The organism is uncultured Lamprocystis sp., assembly GCF_903933125.1.
GTDB lineage: Bacteria > Pseudomonadota > Gammaproteobacteria > Chromatiales > Chromatiaceae > Thiodictyon.
Map to the genome: position 1 here is coordinate 1 of NZ_CAIZIZ010000007.1, position 17,471 is coordinate 17,471.

Here is a 17,471-nt window from a genome sequence, read left to right on the forward strand (position 1 = left end):
CTCCTACCGTAAGAGCGGCCCCCGGCCGCGACGGGCTGCCGCAACGACGGGTGGCCGGAATGATGATCAAAGCATCGGGATGCGCCCCCTCACGCCTGCGATCCGGGGACCGCCGCATGGGCCGCACGCGGGCGCCCAGGTCTGACCCGCCACACCAAGGCCCACGTCGGTCTAACGCAAAGTCGCCGAGACGTGCGAAAATGCGTTTCAACACGAGGGACTGGGCCATCCGGTAAGATTTCACCAAGGTGCCCCCCGCCCGGCGATGCTGCAGGATTGTCGGCCGTGATCGTAATCCCGACCACCAGTGTGCGTAGTCAGGGCTTCCAGCCCTGACGGTGTCAGGCCAGGATGGCCTGACGACGCACCGGACGAGCCCAAGTGGCCGGAGTCTTGATCGAGGCCGGAGTGTCCGTCACCGCCTGACAGAACACTGCTCGATCCATCCTCGTCGGCAAAGTCCCCCCGTTTCCGGTTAAGCTCCGCGCCCTGACCAAGACCGACCTGGCCGCCGGTGCCGGACCGAACGCCGGAGCCGAATTGCAAGAGAAGCACAGATGAGTTCCGATCTTTCCCTATTGAACCTGATCCTGAACGCGAGTTTCGTGGTGCAGTTGGTGCTGTTGGTCTTGGTGCTGGCGTCCGTCACATCCTGGACCATGATTCTGGACCGCGGACGGGTGCTCGGTCAGGCCCGCAAAAGCGCCAATGACTTCGAGGAGCGCTTCTGGTCCGGCGGGGATCTCAGTGCGCTGTACAAGGATCTCAGCGCCGACGAGAAGGGCAACCTGGGGCTGGCGACCATCTTCCGCGCCGGTTTCAAGGAGTATGTCCGGCTGCGCAAGGTCGACGGCAACGACATGATGGCGGTGCTGCAGGGTGCCGAGCGCTCCATGCGGGTGGCGCTGAGCCGGGAGATGGACCGGCTGGACACCAATCTGCCCTTCCTCGCCACGGTCGGCTCGACCAGCCCCTATGTGGGTCTGTTCGGCACCGTGTGGGGCATCATGCACGCCTTCCACGCGCTGGGAAATGTCGATCAGGCGACCCTCGCGCTGGTCGCTCCCGGTATCTCGGAGGCCTTGGTCGCGACGGCGATCGGTCTGTTTGCCGCGATTCCGGCGGTCATCGCCTACAATCGCTACTCCGATCAGGTGGAGCGGCTCAACAACCGCTACGAGGAGTTCATGGAGGAATTCTCCACCCTGTTGCAGCGCCAGGGCCGCGGCTGACCGATCATGCTGAAACGCGTCCGCCGCCACCGCCGCCGACCCATGTCCGACATCAACGTGGTGCCCTACATCGACGTGATGTTGGTGCTGCTGGTGATCTTTATGGTCACCGCCCCGCTGATCACCCAGGGCGTCAAGGTCAACCTGCCCCAGGCCAAGGCCGGCGGCATTCCAAGCCCGACGGTGGAATCGGTGATCATCACCGTCGACCAGTTCGGCGACTATTACATTGATGTCGGTGAGGATAAGCACCAACCGGCCACCGAGCGCATCATCGCCGAGCGCGTGCGCACCGTGCTGGAGTACAAACCCGAGACCCCGATCCTGGTGCGCGCCGACAAGGAAGTACCTTATGAGAAGGTCCTGTGGGCGATGGTGGCGGCCCAGTATGCCGGGGCAACGAATGTGGGGCTGATCACTGCCCCGCCGCTGCGCGCTGAACCCTGACCATGTGGCAAGTCCTGCGCCGCAACCCGCGCGCACTCTATTGGTCGCTGGGGCTGCACCTGCTGTTCGCCGTGCTGCTGTTCGTCAGTGTCCGGTTCATTGACGACCCGAGCGAAGGTGGCCAGAAGCCCAAGGTGGTCCAGGCGACCATTGTGGGTGAGCGCGCCCTGGAGGAGTTGACCTCCCGACTCCAAGCTGATCAGCCACGCAAGGCCGCTGACAGGAAGCCCCAGGAACGGGCACCGACGCCACCCGCGCCCATCGCGCCGCCTGTCGTAGACACCGCGGCCGCCCAACGCGAGGCGGAACTGGCGGCGCAACGCCAGGCGGAACTGGATGCGCAACGTCTGGCCAAACAAGAAGCGGACCGTCAGGCGGCTGCCGCGGCTGAGCGCGCGACGGCAGCGCAGCGTGAGGCCGAGGCCCAGGCAAGACGTCAGGCGGAAGTGCAAGCCCGCCAGCGGGCGGAAGCCGAGGCCCGCCGCGCCGCCGACCTCGCCGCCCAGGAGCGCGCCGCCGAGGAAGCGCGCCGTCAGGCCGCGAAGGCGGAACGTCAGGCCCAAGCCCAGGCACGCCGCGAGGCCGAGGCGCTGGCCAAACGGCAGGCCGCCGAAGAGCGCGAGGCCCAAGCCGCCGCCGCCAAAGCCGCGGCAGCCCAGCGCGAGGCGGAGGAAGCAGCACGCCGCATGACGTCTGAACGCGAACGCATCCGCAAGGAACAGGAGCGGCTGGCCGAGGTCGAACGGCAACGTCAAGCGGACGCGCGGCAGCGCCAACTCCAGGCTGAAGCCGAGCGCATGGCCGCGGAAGAAGAGCGGCGCCTGGCGGAGGAGGAGTCCTTGCAGCGAATCGACGAGGAGGCGCGCCTGCTGGAGCAGGAGCAACGGCAGCGTCTGGCCATGGCGGAGGCCCGGCGCACGCGCGAGTCCGATCCCGACTCACAGTCATCCACCGATCAGTTCGCCAAGGAGGTGGACCACTTTATCCCGGTGATCAGGGACAAGGTCCGGCAATTCTGGGTGCGCCCGCCGGCGCTCATGGGCGAACTGGTCACGGTGGTCTCGCTGCGCCTGATGCCGGGCGGGGACCTGATCCCGAACTCGGTCAGCGTGGTGCAATCCAGCGGCAACACCGCTTTTGATCAATCGGTGATCGCTGCCGTTTACAATGCCTCGCCGATCCCGGTGCCATCCGGTCCGCCCTTCGAGCGGTTCCGGGAGTTCAATCTCAAGTTTTCACCCTGATGCGACCGTCGCTTCCGGCCATTGATTTCAGCAAGAGCATTCGCCGCAAATGAACGCAACTACTCGCGTAATATGCCATCAGGCAGAGGCTTTGATGACAGACATTGACACCCGGCGCAATCCATCGACGCGCGCGCAGTCCCGGCGGCCGTCGTTATTGACATCCATGCGCGTCGCTGTGCGGCGTGCGGTGCAACTCCTTGCCATCTTCACCGTCGGCACGGTGAGTGCACTCATGATCCCGGCGACGGCACAGGCACGGCTGACCATCGAGGTGACAGGCGGCGTCGAGGCCGCCCAACCGATCGCGATTGTCCCCTTCGGCGTTTCCGATGGGCTGATCCCCAAGGAGGACGTGGCGGGCGTGATCGCCGCCGACATGGCCCGCAGCGGTAAATTCCGGCCCATGCCCAGTCGCGACATGCTCGCCATGCCCAGCACCCCGGCGGAAGTCGACCTGCGTGACTGGAGCCTGCTCAATATGAACAACCTGGTGATCGGCCGGGTGGAGCAGGAGGGCGAGGGCTATCGGGTGAGCTATGTCCTCTATGATGTTTTTCGCGGCAATCAGATCGGCTCGGCGAGCCTGAGCACCACCGCCGGCGGCCTGCGTCTCACCGCCCACCGCATCGCCGACCAGATCTACGAGAAGCTTGCGGGAACGCCCGGCGTCGCCGCCACCCGGATCGCCTACATCACCTCCAATGGCCGCGGCGACAACCAGACCGTGACCCTGCGCGTGGCCGATGCCGACGGCTACAACCCCCAGACCATCGTCTCGTCCAATGATCCGCTGATGTCGCCGGCCTGGTCACCCGACGGGCGGCGACTGGCCTATGTCTCGTTCGAGAACCGGCGTGCCGCCATCTATGTGCAGGACTTGGCCAGTGGCCGGCGCGACCTGGTCGCCAGTTATCCGGGCATTAACGGCTCACCGGCCTTCTCCCCGGACGGTCAGCGGCTGGCCATGACGCTGTCCAAGGACGGCAACGCCAATATCTATGTCCTGAATCTCCTGAGCCGGGAACTCACCCAACTGACCGATCACTTTGCCATCGACACCGAGCCGGCCTGGTCCCCGGACGGCAGTCAGATCATCTTTACCTCCGACCGCGGCGGCAGCCCGCAGATTTACCGCATGGCGGCGAGCGGCGGCGCGGCCGAGCGCATCAGCGCCGATGGCGACTACAACGCCCGCGCCTCCTATTCACCCGACGGCAAGTCGATCACCATGGTGAGCCGGGTCAACGGCCAGTTTCGCATCGCCGTGCTGGATTTGCAGCGCGGCTACACCCGTGTCTTGAGCAACGGCAATCTTGACGAGTCGCCGAGTTTCGCCCCGAACGGCAGCATGGTGATCTACGCTACGATTGCCGGCGGACGCGGGGTGCTTGCGGCGGCCGCCGTGGAAGGCGGCGGCAACCAGCGCCTCTCCCAGGATGCCGGCGAGGTGCGCGAGCCGGCTTGGTCGCCGATGATGAAGTGAGGATCTCCCCCGTGATACCGACTCTGACCCTGTTCTCCCGCCCGCGGAGGCTCGGCACTGCCGCCGTGGCAGCCGCTTTGCTGTGCGTCGGCTGTGCGACGACGACCCCGCCGCCGCCGACGCAACCGCTGCCGACCAGCACGCGTCCCCTGCTCCCGCCGACCGCGGCGACCCGCCCGGCAGCCAACACGGAGCCCCAACGGCCGACCTATCGCGGCCCCTGGGAGGATCCATCCAACCCGCTCTACCAGCGCACCATCTACTTCGACTACGACAGCGCCGAGATCAAGCCGCAATACCTGGACGTGATCCGCACCCATTCGGCCTACTTGGGCAGCACAACCAGTCAACGCGTCACGCTGGAGGGCAACACCGACGAGCGCGGTACCCGTGAATACAATCTGGCACTGGGTGATCAACGCGCCGAGTCGGTGCGCCAACTCATGCTCGCCGAGGGTGTGACCCCGGGACAACTGGCCACCCTGAGCTATGGCGAGGAACGCCCCGCGGACCCCGGCCATAACGACAACGCCTGGCGCTTGAACCGGCGGGTGGTGATTCAGTATTAGTGGTCACACTCTCGCTGAGGGGCCTTGATCGTAATCCCGGCCAGCGGCGTGCGTTGTCAGGGCTTCCAGCCCTGACGGTGTCAGGCCAGGATGGCCTGACTACGCACCCGGCGAGCCCGAGTGTTCTGACGTATTTCCGGCTTTTTACTCATGATTGAAACGAACACTATGCGTTACGCACCTTACACCTTACTCCTGATTGCCGCGCTTGGCACGACCACTGTCGGTGCCGCCGACACTTTCATCGAAGACCGCCTGGCGCGCATCGAACGGATCATGGAGAACCAGAGTGCGTCCGGACTCATGCTCCAGCAGCAGCAACTTCAGCAGGAGTTGCAGGAGCTGCGCGGACTCGTGGAGAGTCAGCAGTTCGAGATCCAGAAGCTCCAGCGGACGTTGCGCGACCAGTACCTGGACATCGATGCGCGACTGGGACCCGGCAAGGACAGCAACGCCCCCACCAACACCGCCGCAGGGCCCGGTACCCCCGAGGCGTCAGAGGCGCAAGGAACCATCGCCCAGCCGGGCGGCGCGATCAATGCCGCCGGCACGGAACTCAAGCCCCCGGTCGGCAGCGCGGCACCGGCACCGGTGACGGCTCCGGTTCCGTCCTCCCCGCGCGCGGTCGGCATCCCTTCCCTGCCCAGCCCGGAGATCACGGGCGTCAGTGAGCGCGACGCGTACGGCACCGCCTTCGATCTCCTGAAACAGCGCAAATACCCCCAGGCGGTCGAGGCTTTCAATGAGGTTCTGCGGGCCTATCCGCAAGGTCAATTTACCGACAATTCCCGTTACTGGCTGGCCGAGACCTATTACGTGCAGCGCAACTACCCGGCGGCGCTGGCCGAGTTCGACCGGTTGGTGCAGTTGCACCCCACCAGCGCCAAGGTCCCAGGGGCGCTCCTGAAGATCGGCTACATCCAGTACGAGCAGGAAGCCTGGGACCAGGCGCGTACGGCACTCAAGCAGGTCATCGCCAAGTACCCGGACAGCACCGAGGCACGCCTGGCTCAGGGACGGTTGGCGAAGATCGCACGGGAGCCGAAGGCAGGTGATTCGGCAATTCGATAGCACGTTTGATGCGATTTTCGTTGCCGGAGGCGTCTGTTGGTTAGACGGACGGCTGGGCGCACGGTCGAGCTGGGCCTGTGGTTCATCGGCTGCGCGTATGCAGTGGGCGCGGCAGTCGGTCTGCCGCTGTATGGCGACGGCGCCTACTACTTCTTTCGCATCGTCGTTGACGGGGCACCCGATGTCCCGAATTTCCGCTATGCCGCGGTGTTGCCGCAACTCCCAACCCTGGCGGCGACCTGGCTGAGTGCCGATGTCGACCTGTTGCGTCATTGCTTTTCCATAACCTACGCCGCGCTGCCCGTTTTCTCCCTGCTTGGGTGCTGGATCGTCGTGCGCCGCAGCGCCCCGGCGCTGATACTGCTCCCCGCGTTGTTCTTCACCCTCAATCAGATCAACTTCTCCGCCGTCTCGGAGTTGCTGCTTTGTCTCTATCTGGCCTGGCCCTATGTCCTGCTCGCCGGTCTGTATCCACGGCACCCGGCGACCTGGTGCTACGGGGCGGCGCTGACACCCCTGCTGTTGCTCCTGCATCCGCTGGCCTTCGGCCTGGCGTTATTCCTCGCGGTCGCCGCGGTCATCGCCGCCCGCTCGGCCGGCGACACGCCACGGGTACAGCGGATCTGGTCGGTGATCGCGGCAGGCCTGGCCATTTCCGGCGTGTTGCGGCTCGCTTGGACGCTGATCGGCAGCAACAGTTACGAGCGCTCCTTCGCCGACGCCTCCCAGGTCGGCTACTACCTGCTGCCGACAACGCCGGGCCAGATCGGGTTGATGCTGGCGGTCTGCGCGGCGGCGCTGTTGCTGGCCCCGGTGCTGATCCGCGGCACTGGCCAAGCCGACGGTACGTGGCCGGTATGGCTGCTGCTGCCCGTCCTCGCCGTCTGGGTGGGTGCCGAGATTCTGGCCGGGGACGGGGTCAAGCTCAAGGCCGCGCTCATCTATCCCTTTGGTTTGTGCTTCATGGGGCTGGCCCTGTGGGGGGCCCGCGCATCGACTGACCGGCACGCGACTCGGGGGCACGGGTCGGGCCGGCGCTACGCGCGTCCCTTTGCCGCCTGTGTACTGGCCATCGTCCTGCTGACCCTGGCCAAGTCCGCCGCCTGGTGGACCGCGACCCGCGGTCTCATCAATGCGACCGCCAGTGCGGACGGCACCTGCCTGGCATTCGGTCCGCAAGCGCCCTACGCCCTGCAATGGCCCTGGATGGCGATCATCGACAATTGGACCGCGCCGATCGCCGCACTGGTGTTTCGCGGCCCCTGGCCGATCCCCCTGCTGCTCCCCAAGGATGGCTGCACCCTCCTGCGACAAACCGGTACGGCACACCTGACCGCCTGGACCGGCCGTCCCGAATCCCTGCTCGCAGCGCGTTTCGGTCCCCTGCGACACGCGCACGGCGAATGCGTCGGCGAACCCGGTTGCCTTGAACCGCCCGGACCCCGACAATGACCGACAGGGGGCGACTGTTGGTGCCTGCCGATTTCATCCACTGCAAGTCCGGAGACCATGTCATGTCGAACGAGGGTTATCACGAGCCGGTCGATGAATTGTCCGATGAGACCAAGGATATGCATCGGGCCATCATCTCCCTGATGGAGGAACTAGAGGCCGTCGACTGGTACAACCAGCGCGTCGATGTCTGCAAAGACCCTGATCTGCTGGACATCCTGGCCCACAACCGGGATGAGGAGAAGGAGCACGCGGCCATGGTGCTGGAATGGATCCGCCGCCAGGACCCGGTTTTCGACAAGGAGCTCAAGGACTACCTGTTCACCGACAAACCGATCGCCCATCACGCCTGACGCGCGGACGCGGGCAGAATCCCTCATAAAATGCGTAGGATGGGTAGAGCGTAGCGAAACCCATCCTCAACCCTGGGGTGGAGCGGCTATGCGCTCAGCGTCGGATCGAGCACCCGCTCCATCCGGCACTGTTGGATATGATGTGTTTTAACACCCAGCGCCGCGAGCCGCGCCTTGAGCGTTACCAGCGTCGCATCCCCCTCATGACCCGGCAGAATGGTGGTCCGTACTTCTAACGGCACCCCGGCCGCGAGCAGGATTCCCAGGCTCTCCCAGGCCCGCTCCCCGGACTTGGGAACACCGGTGATGGCCGGGTAATCGTCCGGCAAGGCCTTGATGTCCAGTCCCACCCAATTGAGCAGCGGGAGCAGTTTCTTCAGACGCGCCGGATAGGCGCCCGAGGTGTGCAGTCCGATCTTGAACCCGAGTGCGCGCACCTGCTCCATCGCCCCCATCAGAGACGGCTGGAGGGTGGGTTCTCCCCCACTGAAGACCACCGCGTCCAAGAGCCCCCGCCGTGCTTCCAGGAACCGGCGGACCTCGGCCCAGGGGATCAGGCCCACCGCAACGCTGGGCAGCAGGTGGGCATTATGGCAGTAGCGGCAATGCCAGGGGCATCCCTGACAGAACACCACGGCGGCCAGTTCACCTGGATAATCGACCGTGGTCAGCGGCGTCAGACCACCCACACGCAACTGCCCCTGCCCGGTGATGGCCGGCAGTGTCGCGGCGATCCCTGATGACTCATCGACGCCCATAGCGACATCCGTCGGCGTCAGGCCGCCGCTTGGTGCTGGACACGCAAGGGCGTCCCGCACGGGGTCTCGGTGAAATAGCAGCGATCCGCGTGCTCGGCGCGCTTGCCGAGATTGAAAGCGGCGACCGGGCGGTGGTAGCCCATGACCCTGGTCCAGACTTCACAACGGGTGCGCTCTTCCTGATTGAGGGTCAGTATGCTCGATTCTTTCATGGTCCTAGTCTCTTCAGATGTGTCGGTTGTTCCGATGGATACTGCTTGCGGCCTTGATCGTAATCCCGACCAGCGGCATGCGTAGTCAGGGCTTCCAGCCCTGACAGTATCAGGCCAGGATGGCCTGACTACGCACCCGGCGAGCCCAACTGGCCGGAATCTTGATCGAGGCCCTGCTTGCGAACAGTGGCCTTCATTCACTTTCATTCACTTTCGTTCACGATTGCTTGCGCTTCCCCCTGTTTGCGCGCGATCAGTTCCTGATCGCACAACGGACAGAACTCGTGCTCGCCGGCGATGTATCCATGCTTGGGACAGATGGAAAAGACCGGCGTAACGGTGATATAGGGCAGCCGGAACTGCGTCAGCGCCCGGCGCACCAACCGCTTGCACGCCTCGATGCTGGAGACCTGCTCGCTCATATAGAGGTGCAGTACGGTCCCGCCGGTGTAACGGGACTGGAGCGGCTCCTGCATCTCCAGGGCTTGGAAGGGGTCGTCCGTGAAACCCACCGGCAACTGCGAGCTGTTGGTGTAATACGGGGTCTCTGCGGTCCCGGCCTGGAGGATGCCCGGATAGCGCTTCTGATCCTCGCGGGCGAAGCGATAGGTCGTCCCCTCGGCCGGAGTCGCCTCCAGATTGTAGAGATGACCGGTGGACTCCTGGAACTCGACCATCCGAACGCGCACCCGGTCGAGCAGGCGGATCGCCAGCGCCTGTCCGGCGGCGGTGGTGATGTCCTCGGCATCGTGGGTGAAGTTGCGGATCATCTCGTTGATTCCGTTCACCCCGATGGTGGAGAAGTGATTGCGCAGGGTCCCGAGATAGCGTTTTGTATAAGGAAAGAGCCCGGCATCCAGGTGACGCTGGACCACCTTGCGCTTGATCTCCAGACTGTTGCGCGCCAGGTCCAGCAGGCGGTCGAGCCGCGCCAGCAAGGCGGTCTCGTCACCCGCGTGTAGATAGCCCAGCCGCGCGCAGTTGATGGTGACCACACCCACCGAACCGGTCTGCTCGGCTGAGCCGAAGAGCCCGTTGCCGCGCTTGAGCAACTCGCGCAGATCCAGTTGCAGCCGACAGCACATGGAGCGGACCATGTTGGGCGAGAGTTCGGAGTTGATGAAGTTCTGGAAGTACGGCAAACCGTACTTGGCGGTCATGGCGAAGAGCCGGTCCGCGTTCTCACTCTCCCAGGGGAAATCCGGGGTGATGTTATAGGTGGGGATCGGGAAGGTGAAGATTCGGCCCTTGGCGTCCCCGGCCGTCATCACCTCGATATAGGCCTGGTTGATCAGGTCCATCTCAACCTGAAGATCACCGTAGGTGTAGGGCTGCTCCACCCCGGCGATCACCGGCACCTGATCGCGCAGGTCGTCCGGGCAGACCCAGTCGAAGGTGAGATTGGTGAAGGGGGTATTGCCGGTAATGAAGGTCTTGCCGTTGCGGCGCGCGACGAAGGTGCCGTTACGGGTCGTCGGGCACCAGACCTTGCCCTTGTAGGGCCGACGCTCGATGAGCTGGATATAGGTCTCGCGATTGCGGATCAGGTTTAACACATGGACGCCCGAGTCCTCACGTGTATAGACGCTGCTCCCGTAACCGGCCAGGGTGCAAAGCTCTTGGAGTGCATCCAGGTTGTCCCGATCGTTGGTGTAGATCCGGGTGCGGCCGTTCGGCTCGACGCTGCCGTCGCCCTTGATATAGGTGTCCAGGAAGAGCCGGATCTGGCGGACCGAGAGGGTGCGGACGACCGCCGGAACGCATTTGCGCTCCAGATGGCCCAGCACAAAGTCGCTGCCTTCCTTGTTCAGACGATAGCGGTAGACGGGATAGTTCGAATAGGTTCCGGTCTTCTCCAACAGGTGGTAGGAAAGCCCCAGTTCGTCGAGCAGCCACGCGATCTCGGCGGCGTTCTCCGGATTACCGGTCGATTGGAACAGGCTGATGCGGCGACGCCCGGCGCTGAAATCGAAGTTCCCCTCGGCAACCACCCAGGCCAGCAGCATCACCACCCGGTCGTCGATCTCAACCGTCGAATCCGTCTCCCAGGCGTTCGGGATGATGACCGGAGACTTGAGTGCCGCGACCTGTTCGATGTCTTCCAGGACCCACCGGTTATCGCTGTTGAAGACCTTGCGCAGGACTTTGTGCCCCGGGGTGATCCATTGCTCCTGGGTCCGGTTGCGCAGGACGTACATGTCGCCGTCGAAGTCATAGGCCTTCACGGCCAGCGGCTCCAAATACTCCAGGCGATTGTTGCGCCAATCGAAGGTTGCGATGCGCTCGCCGGCCTGAAGCTGGTCGTAGTGCTTCCAGCCGTGTTCAGTCAGACACTCTGTTTGCGCATCGACACACTGAGTCCCCCACCGCGACGGCACATTCAGATTATAGATGAGTTCCTGAATGCATTGGCGAACCTCGGCATAGCCGAGCCGGTCGGCACGCACGAAGGGGGCCATGTAGGTATCGAAGCTGGAGAAGGCCTGGGCGCCCGCCCACTCGTTCTGCAAAGTCCCCAGAAAATTCACGATCTGGCCCACGGCGCTTGACATATGCCGCGGCGGCCCCGCCTCCACGCGCCCCGGCACTCCGTTCAGCCCCTCGTGCAGCAGGGTGCGCAATGACCAGCCGGCGCAGTAGCCGGACAGCATGTCCAGATCGTGGATATGGATATCGCCCTCACGATGGGCCTCGCCGATCTGCGGCGGATAGACATGCGACAGCCAGTAGTTGGCGATCATCTTGCCCGAGGTGTTGAGGATCAGCCCGCCGAGCGAATACCCCTGGTTGGCGTTGGCGGCCACCCGCCAGTCGGAACGGTCCAGGTACTCGTCAATCGAGGCCGCCACATCCACCAGGGTACGCTCGTGGTCGCGCAGCCGCGAGTGCTGTTCGCGATAGACGATGTAGGAGCGCGCGGTCTCAAAATGGTTGGCGGAGATCAGGGTCTGCTCCACCACGTCTTGGATGCCCTCGATATCCGGCAGCCGGCCGTTGCCGAAGCGGTGAGCCAGCACCTTGACGACCTGCGCGGTGAGCAGGCGCGACTCCATGTCACCGTATTCCCCGCTCGCCCGGCCGGCCCGCAGGATGGCGGACTCGATCTTGGCTGCATCGAAGGCAACCTCCCGCCCATCGCGCTTGAGCACGCGGGTCGGCAAGGTCGCGAGCGTGTTCGGTGCGGTCCTCATGGCGGCGTTTCCCGGTGAGATACTATATTTTGTGTCGGCGAGGGTTCAAAACACAGTATATAGGGGGTCGACGGTCAGGGCAAGGTCGCCCGGTCAGGTCGCCCAAGGGCTCCGCAGGTGCTTGAAAACTGATGTCCGCACCCTCCGGCGGAGCCCTGCGGTGAACCACCGCGAGTCAGCCAAGGCGCTTGAAAGTCGCACCGCGACCTTGTGGGAGCGGCCTCCGGCCGCGATGGGGCGCCGTGTTGAACGCCGATGCCGCGACCCTGCGAGGCCCCATCGCGGCCGGAGGCCGCTCCCACGGAGGATGTTCTTCGTGTGGGATGGAGGCCATTCGCCTCGAGGCGTAAGGATGAGGCGTCGGGCGGCACGCTGCGCGCCGACGCCCGCCCGGTCAGATCGTCTCGACGAACCCTTCGAGCTTGCGGGTATCGGCGGCGAACAGCCGAATGCCTTCGGCGAGCTTCTCGGTGGCCATGGCGTCCTCGTTCATCGCCCAGCGGAAGGCGCGTTCGTCGTAGCTGACCTTGGGGATATCCATGGCCCGGGCCTGATCCGCATCGAGCTTGCGGGGTAGATCGCCATGACGGGCGGCCAGTTCGCCCAGCAGCTGGGGTGCGATGGTCAGGTAATCGCAGCCGGCCAGTTGCAGGATCTCGTCGAGGTTGCGGAAACTCGCGCCCATCACCACGGTCCGGTAGCCGTGACGCTTATAATAATTAAAGATTTTTGTCACCGAGAGGACCCCTGGGTCGGCTTCGGCCGGATAACCGTCAACCTTGTTCGCGGCCTTGTACCAATCGAGGATGCGCCCGACAAAGGGTGAGATCAGGGTCACGCCGGCCTCGGCGCAGGCGACCGCCTGGGCGAAACTGAACAGCAAGGTGAGGTTGCAGTGCAGACCCTGAGCCTCCAGGCGCTCGGCCGCGCGGATACCCTCCCAGGTGGAGGCGACCTTGAACAGGACCCGCGCCGCGGGGTCGATACCGACCTGCCGATAGAGTTCGGCCAGCCCCTGCGCACGCAGGATGGTTGCCTCGGTATCGAATGACAAGCGGGCATCGATCTCGGTGGAGACCCGGCCGGGGACGATGCCCAGGATTTGCTTGCCGAAATTGACTGCCAGTCGATCCATGGTCCACCGTGACCGGGCCTGCGGATCATCACCGCCGCGTGCTTTGCCGAAGGTCGCCGCGTCCACCGCCAGTTCCCGATAGTGAGGCAACTGCGCGGCCTTGAAGAGCAGCGACGGGTTGGTGGTCGCGTCCTGGGGCTGATACTCGGCGATGGACTCGAAGTCCCCGGTATCGGCAACCACGGTGGTCATGGTCTTGAGTTGTTCGAGCGTGTTCATCGAGCGGTTCCTTTGGTCTGGTGGTCTGGCGGTCTCGGTCTGGCGATCTGGTGTCAAGTCGAAGCGGAATCCTGGAACACCCGCCCAAGTCACCCGCACGGGTTGTCGCGGTCGCCGGGTCGTGGGGCCCCGCGATAACGCTCTACGAAGTGCCGGTCCCGCTCCAGAATGGTGTCGTTGCGGATGTCTCTCAGGTGCTTGATGCGCACCCGGCCGTCGACTGGTTGGTAATCGATTTTGCGCGCGAACGGGCCGCCCAGGTCTTCCTCGACGATCGGAATGTTCGCCTGGCCCAGGAAGAGGCGCGCGAGGGCGATGCTGCGCTCCCCGACCATACAGTCCTCACTCAGAATGCGCGAACCGCCGAACAGCTTGGCCTCCAGGTGATCCCGCTGCGCGCCGGCGTCGAGTAGTGTCGTGAACAGGTCGAACATGGCATCCTCTCCGGGGCTCGACACCGCTCCCGTCGTCGCGTGCGGTTCCAGAAAATGATTCATGCCCCCGAGCCGCTGCGAGCGATCACGAATGCAGGCGACCACGCCAGTGCCGACGACGGTGACGAGAGTCTCGCTCCGGCTGATATAGAACTGTCCCGGCAGCAGTTTGGCCGCATACCGGTGGTTGACCGTATCGAAGTAACGGTTGATGTGCTCGAAGCCTCGCGGCGCGGGTTGCAATTGCATCAGTACTGCCTCGGTTTGCCCTCACTGACTGCGCGTTCGTCGGCGGGAACGCGCACGTCGCCTTACGAACGCCAAAACTGTTCATACGCCGGGATGCACGCTGGGGTCCCGGGAACCGACACACCTGAACATAGCGCCCTCTCGGTGTCCGCGCAATTGGTGGCAGGCCGCGGGCAACCGACGCGGCGATTGCCGTGATGCACTCCTGCGCGTGATCGCTCGGCGCGGACTCAACCCCGCGGTAATTGGGTTATCATGCACCACGTGAACCTGCGTGACCTAAAATACATCCTCGCCGTCGCCGAAACGCGCCACTTCGGGCGTGCGGCCCTGCGCTGTTTCGTCAGTCAGCCAACCTTGAGCGGACAGATCAAGAAGCTGGAGGACGAACTCGGGGTCGTGATTTTCGAGCGCACCAACCGGTCGGTGGACATCACCCCGGTCGGTGAGACCATCCTGGCCCATGCCCGCCTGGCGGTGGAGCAGGCCGAAACCATCGAGCAGGTCGCGCGCGCCCATCAGGATCCACTGGCCGGACCCTTGCGCGTCGGCGCCATCCCCACCCTGAGCCCATACCTGATGCCCCTGGTGCTGGTGCCGCTCAAACGCACCTATCCGGGGCTGCGCCTGGTCCTGTCCGAGGAGATCACCGAGTCACTGCTCGGCCGGCTCCAGCGCCACGAAATCGACGCTGCCCTGCTGGCCACCGCGCCGGACGACGCGGACCTGGACGCCATGCCGCTGTTCGACGAGCCCTTCTGGCTGGCCCATCCACGCAATCACCCACTCTACGAAAAAGACGAGATCGATGCCGAGGATCTCAAGTCCATCGACCTGCTCTTGCTCGCCGACGGGCACTGTCTCACTCACCAGGTCATGGACGTGTGCCGCCTGACCGAGCGCCCCACCCATGGCGAGATGGCGGATCTGCGGGCGGCCAGCCTGGAGACCTTGCTGCAACTGGTCGGCGCCGGCTTTGGCTGCACCCTGGTGCCGGCCCTGGCCATCCGCGGCGGCTGGATGACCGACAGCGGCATTATCGCCCGCCCCCTCGCCTTGCCGGACGCCTTCCGGCGCATCTCGCTGGTGTACCGCCGCAGCTTCCCGCGCCGCGCCGCGCTTGAAGTTTTTGCCCAAGTGGTACGGGAACACTTGCCGAATACGGTTCGTCGACTCGCTTCCGCCTGAGGTCAGCCGAGCCGTGGCGAGCGGCTGATTCGACAGATCCGCTACGCGCCCTCCCCCGCGCCCGGAAGAAGCTCGATAATTTGCTAATATCCTTATCGTTTTCTGCAAGTTAAAGCCATCAAAACTGATGTTTTCGACGCTCATTTTGTCTTTTCGTTGCGCTGGGGCAACTAATCAGCGATTTCCGCAAGCAGAATTCTCAATGAAGCCTATGATACCGGTGTACATCGCATTGCAGGATGCCTTTTGATGCAGTTTGGCGATTGCCGGAAGATCGCCTAAGGTCGACGCGCCATTCTGAGCCAGTCTCAGCCGGCGCGAGACGGGGCGCGGTACTTGCCGCGATGAACATGCAGGGGGTTCAACCCCCCATCCAAAAAAACAAGCTCGAGGAGGTCGTCATGACTAACACACAAACCAGTACCCTGTGGGAAATCTGCAGACAGGGCCTGCCACTCGTCGCCGACGAGGCCGCGGAGTGCTGGGACAAGGGTCAGCCCTTTGAGATGGAGCCGAAATACCGCCTGGCCCGCTCCGTGGAGGCGCTGATCAACCAGAGTAACTGGGAAATCGGTCGGGACGAAGAGTTCGCCTAGACCTTAGACCTTAGGTTCCGCCACCCTCAATGTGCACTGCCAACCAGATGCACGAGGGCTCGGCGGACGTCTCGACCACCCGGTGCGGCGTGTGGGCAGGGATGAAGAGATAGTCGCCGCAGACCAGGATCCGCTCCTCGCCCGCGACCCAGAGCCGCGCCTCACCCTGGAGCAGGATCACCCATTCCGACTGCGGCTGGTCATACAGGATCAGTTCCGGGGTTGCGCTGCTGACGATGCGCTCGATCCAGATCCGCCCCGCGGGCAGTTCCAGTCGCAGTAATTCTTCAAAGATCTCGCCCGTGGCCGGTCCCGGCAGGTTGGCGAACAGATTTCCGGTACGCGGCAACACCCGGCACCTACTCCCAGCGGAACAACCAGGCCGCCAGCGCGAGGAAAGCCAAGGCCAGGCCCACCAGCAGCACGATCTGCGGCAGCACGTCCACCACCATCGCCCCATCGATCATGACCCGTCGGGCCGCGTCCACCACATGGGTCAAGGGCGCCAGTTGCGACAGGAAACGGGCCGCCGCACTGGTGCCCTCCATGGAGAACCAGACCCCCGAAAGCAGCAGCATGGGCCAGGAAATCAGGTTCAGGATGCCGTCGGCCAGTTCCTCCGTGCGCAACCGCGCGGAGACGATCAGCCCCAGACTGATCAGGCACAGGGCCCCGCCGGCATAGATCAGGGCGAGCGCCACGTAAGATCCGCGCATGGGGAAGTCGAGCAGCAAGGTGGCGCCGGTATAGACCACCAGGCTCGCACTCATGACCACCAACAGTCGCGAGAGCACCTGGGCGGTCAGGAACTCAAAGGGGCTCAACGGCGTCGCCTTGAGCCGCCGCAACACACCGTTCTTGCGGTAACGCACGATCACCCAGCCCACGCCCCAGAGGCTGGAGAACATCACGTTCATGGCCAGGACCCCAGGCAACACCCAATCGGCGTAGCTGACGGCCGCCCCGCTGACCGTCCGGCGGACGGGTCCTGTTCCCTGATCGGGCGTCTCTACGTTGCCACCCTCGGCGCCCAGCAGCAGGCGTTCGGCCAGATAGCCGCGCGGTGACTCCAGGTTGACCCAATAGGTTATCGGGACCCCGCGTACGTCGACCAGGAGGTCGATCTGGTGACGCTCCACCTTCAGAGCTGCGCTTTCCGGATCGGTGAAAGGCACGAACTGGACATGGTCCAGCGCCAGCAACCCGGTTGGGGGCTGTGGCAAAGTGCCGTCCGCGGTGATCACCCCGACCTTGAACTGAGCCTGCGGGTCACCGCTAAAGATGAAGGCGAACGCCAGCACCATCAGGATCGGCATGAAAATATTCCACCCGAGTCCGGCATGGTCCCGGTAGAACTCCCGGTTTCGGGCGACGAAAACAGCGAAGATGCGGCGCCACATGCGTGGGGCTCCTGTTCATGGATGGGTGTGCGTCACCGGACTGCGATCTGGCGTCTGGCCTCAGACGCTTCAGAATTAAATTAAAGAACGAATACAATCGTTGTCGTTGTCGTAATCGAGTTTAGGATACCCGCGACGGCCTTGATCGTAATCCCGGCCAGCGGCATGCGTAGTCAGGGCTTCCAGCCCTGAGGGTGTCAGGCCAGGATGGCCTGACTACGCACCTGGCGAGCCC

At 64.2% G+C, this 17,471-nt stretch carries 17 protein-coding genes; 10 read left to right on the plus strand and 7 right to left on the minus strand.

What is annotated here, in order from left to right; translation table 11 throughout:
- Positions 1–557 precede the first annotated feature (557 nt).
- From tolQ to QZY03_RS00435, 8 genes are all read left to right on the plus strand, one after another.
- On the plus strand, positions 558–1,232 hold the full coding sequence (tolQ, locus tag QZY03_RS00400; protein WP_295577050.1) for a protein TolQ: 675 nt from the start codon (positions 558–560) through the stop codon (positions 1,230–1,232).
- Between the two features lie 6 nt (positions 1,233–1,238).
- A complete protein-coding gene (tolR, locus tag QZY03_RS00405; RefSeq protein WP_295577052.1) occupies positions 1,239–1,679 on the plus strand; it encodes a protein TolR in 441 nt (146 codons plus the stop codon).
- 2 nt (positions 1,680–1,681) lie between these two features.
- Positions 1,682–2,923, plus strand: coding sequence for a cell envelope integrity protein TolA (gene tolA / locus QZY03_RS00410; RefSeq protein ID WP_295577054.1), 1,242 nt, complete (start codon positions 1,682–1,684; stop codon positions 2,921–2,923).
- 235 nt (positions 2,924–3,158) lie between these two features.
- Positions 3,159–4,409: a Tol-Pal system beta propeller repeat protein TolB gene (tolB, locus tag QZY03_RS00415; protein ID WP_295577079.1), complete on the plus strand. Its 1,251-nt coding sequence runs from the start codon at positions 3,159–3,161 to the stop codon at positions 4,407–4,409.
- An 11-nt stretch (positions 4,410–4,420) separates the two neighbouring features.
- Positions 4,421–4,978 carry a peptidoglycan-associated lipoprotein Pal gene (gene pal / locus QZY03_RS00420; protein WP_295577056.1) on the plus strand — a complete coding sequence of 186 codons (558 nt, stop codon included), beginning with the start codon at positions 4,421–4,423 and terminating at the stop codon, positions 4,976–4,978.
- Between the two features lie 168 nt (positions 4,979–5,146).
- Positions 5,147–6,049: a tol-pal system protein YbgF gene (gene ybgF / locus QZY03_RS00425; protein WP_295577058.1), complete on the plus strand. Its 903-nt coding sequence runs from the start codon at positions 5,147–5,149 to the stop codon at positions 6,047–6,049.
- 36 nt (positions 6,050–6,085) lie between these two features.
- Positions 6,086–7,501: a hypothetical protein gene (locus tag QZY03_RS00430; protein ID WP_295577059.1), complete on the plus strand. Its 1,416-nt coding sequence runs from the start codon at positions 6,086–6,088 to the stop codon at positions 7,499–7,501.
- 62 nt (positions 7,502–7,563) lie between these two features.
- Entirely contained in the window at positions 7,564–7,854 is a 291-nt protein-coding gene (locus QZY03_RS00435; protein WP_295577081.1) for a ferritin-like domain-containing protein, read from the plus strand.
- Between the two features lie 86 nt (positions 7,855–7,940).
- On the opposite strand, the gene QZY03_RS00440 is transcribed toward QZY03_RS00435, so the two are convergent.
- The 5 genes from QZY03_RS00440 to QZY03_RS00460 form a co-directional block, all read right to left on the minus strand.
- Entirely contained in the window at positions 7,941–8,612 is a 672-nt protein-coding gene (locus QZY03_RS00440; RefSeq protein WP_295577061.1) for an anaerobic ribonucleoside-triphosphate reductase activating protein, read from the minus strand.
- Between the two features lie 17 nt (positions 8,613–8,629).
- Positions 8,630–8,824 carry an anaerobic ribonucleoside-triphosphate reductase gene (nrdD, locus tag QZY03_RS00445; RefSeq protein ID WP_295577063.1) on the minus strand — a complete coding sequence of 65 codons (195 nt, stop codon included), beginning with the start codon at positions 8,822–8,824 and terminating at the stop codon, positions 8,630–8,632.
- A gap of 203 nt (positions 8,825–9,027) precedes the next feature.
- Positions 9,028–12,015 (minus strand): ribonucleoside triphosphate reductase, encoded by a 2,988-nt coding sequence (locus QZY03_RS00450; RefSeq protein ID WP_295577065.1) that lies wholly within the window; start codon positions 12,013–12,015, stop codon positions 9,028–9,030.
- A gap of 394 nt (positions 12,016–12,409) precedes the next feature.
- Positions 12,410–13,369: a transaldolase gene (tal, locus tag QZY03_RS00455; RefSeq protein ID WP_295577068.1), complete on the minus strand. Its 960-nt coding sequence runs from the start codon at positions 13,367–13,369 to the stop codon at positions 12,410–12,412.
- A gap of 89 nt (positions 13,370–13,458) precedes the next feature.
- Complete coding sequence (locus tag QZY03_RS00460) at positions 13,459–14,052, minus strand: chemoreceptor glutamine deamidase CheD (protein WP_295577070.1); 594 nt, start codon at positions 14,050–14,052, stop codon at positions 13,459–13,461.
- 255 nt (positions 14,053–14,307) lie between these two features.
- On the opposite strand from QZY03_RS00460, the gene QZY03_RS00465 reads away from it, so the two are divergent.
- Positions 14,308–15,240, plus strand: coding sequence for a LysR substrate-binding domain-containing protein (locus tag QZY03_RS00465; RefSeq protein ID WP_295577072.1), 933 nt, complete (start codon positions 14,308–14,310; stop codon positions 15,238–15,240).
- Between the two features lie 401 nt (positions 15,241–15,641).
- Positions 15,642–15,836, plus strand: a complete 195-nt coding sequence (locus tag QZY03_RS00470) for a hypothetical protein (RefSeq protein ID WP_020505591.1) — start codon at positions 15,642–15,644, stop codon at positions 15,834–15,836.
- Between the two features lie 10 nt (positions 15,837–15,846).
- Here QZY03_RS00470 and QZY03_RS00475 read toward each other — a convergent pair whose 3' ends face one another.
- Complete coding sequence (locus tag QZY03_RS00475; protein ID WP_295577075.1) at positions 15,847–16,188, minus strand: cupin domain-containing protein; 342 nt, start codon at positions 16,186–16,188, stop codon at positions 15,847–15,849.
- Between the two features lie 7 nt (positions 16,189–16,195).
- A complete protein-coding gene (locus QZY03_RS00480) occupies positions 16,196–17,236 on the minus strand; it encodes an ABC transporter permease (RefSeq protein ID WP_295577077.1) in 1,041 nt (346 codons plus the stop codon).
- Positions 17,237–17,471: the final 235 nt, after the last annotated feature.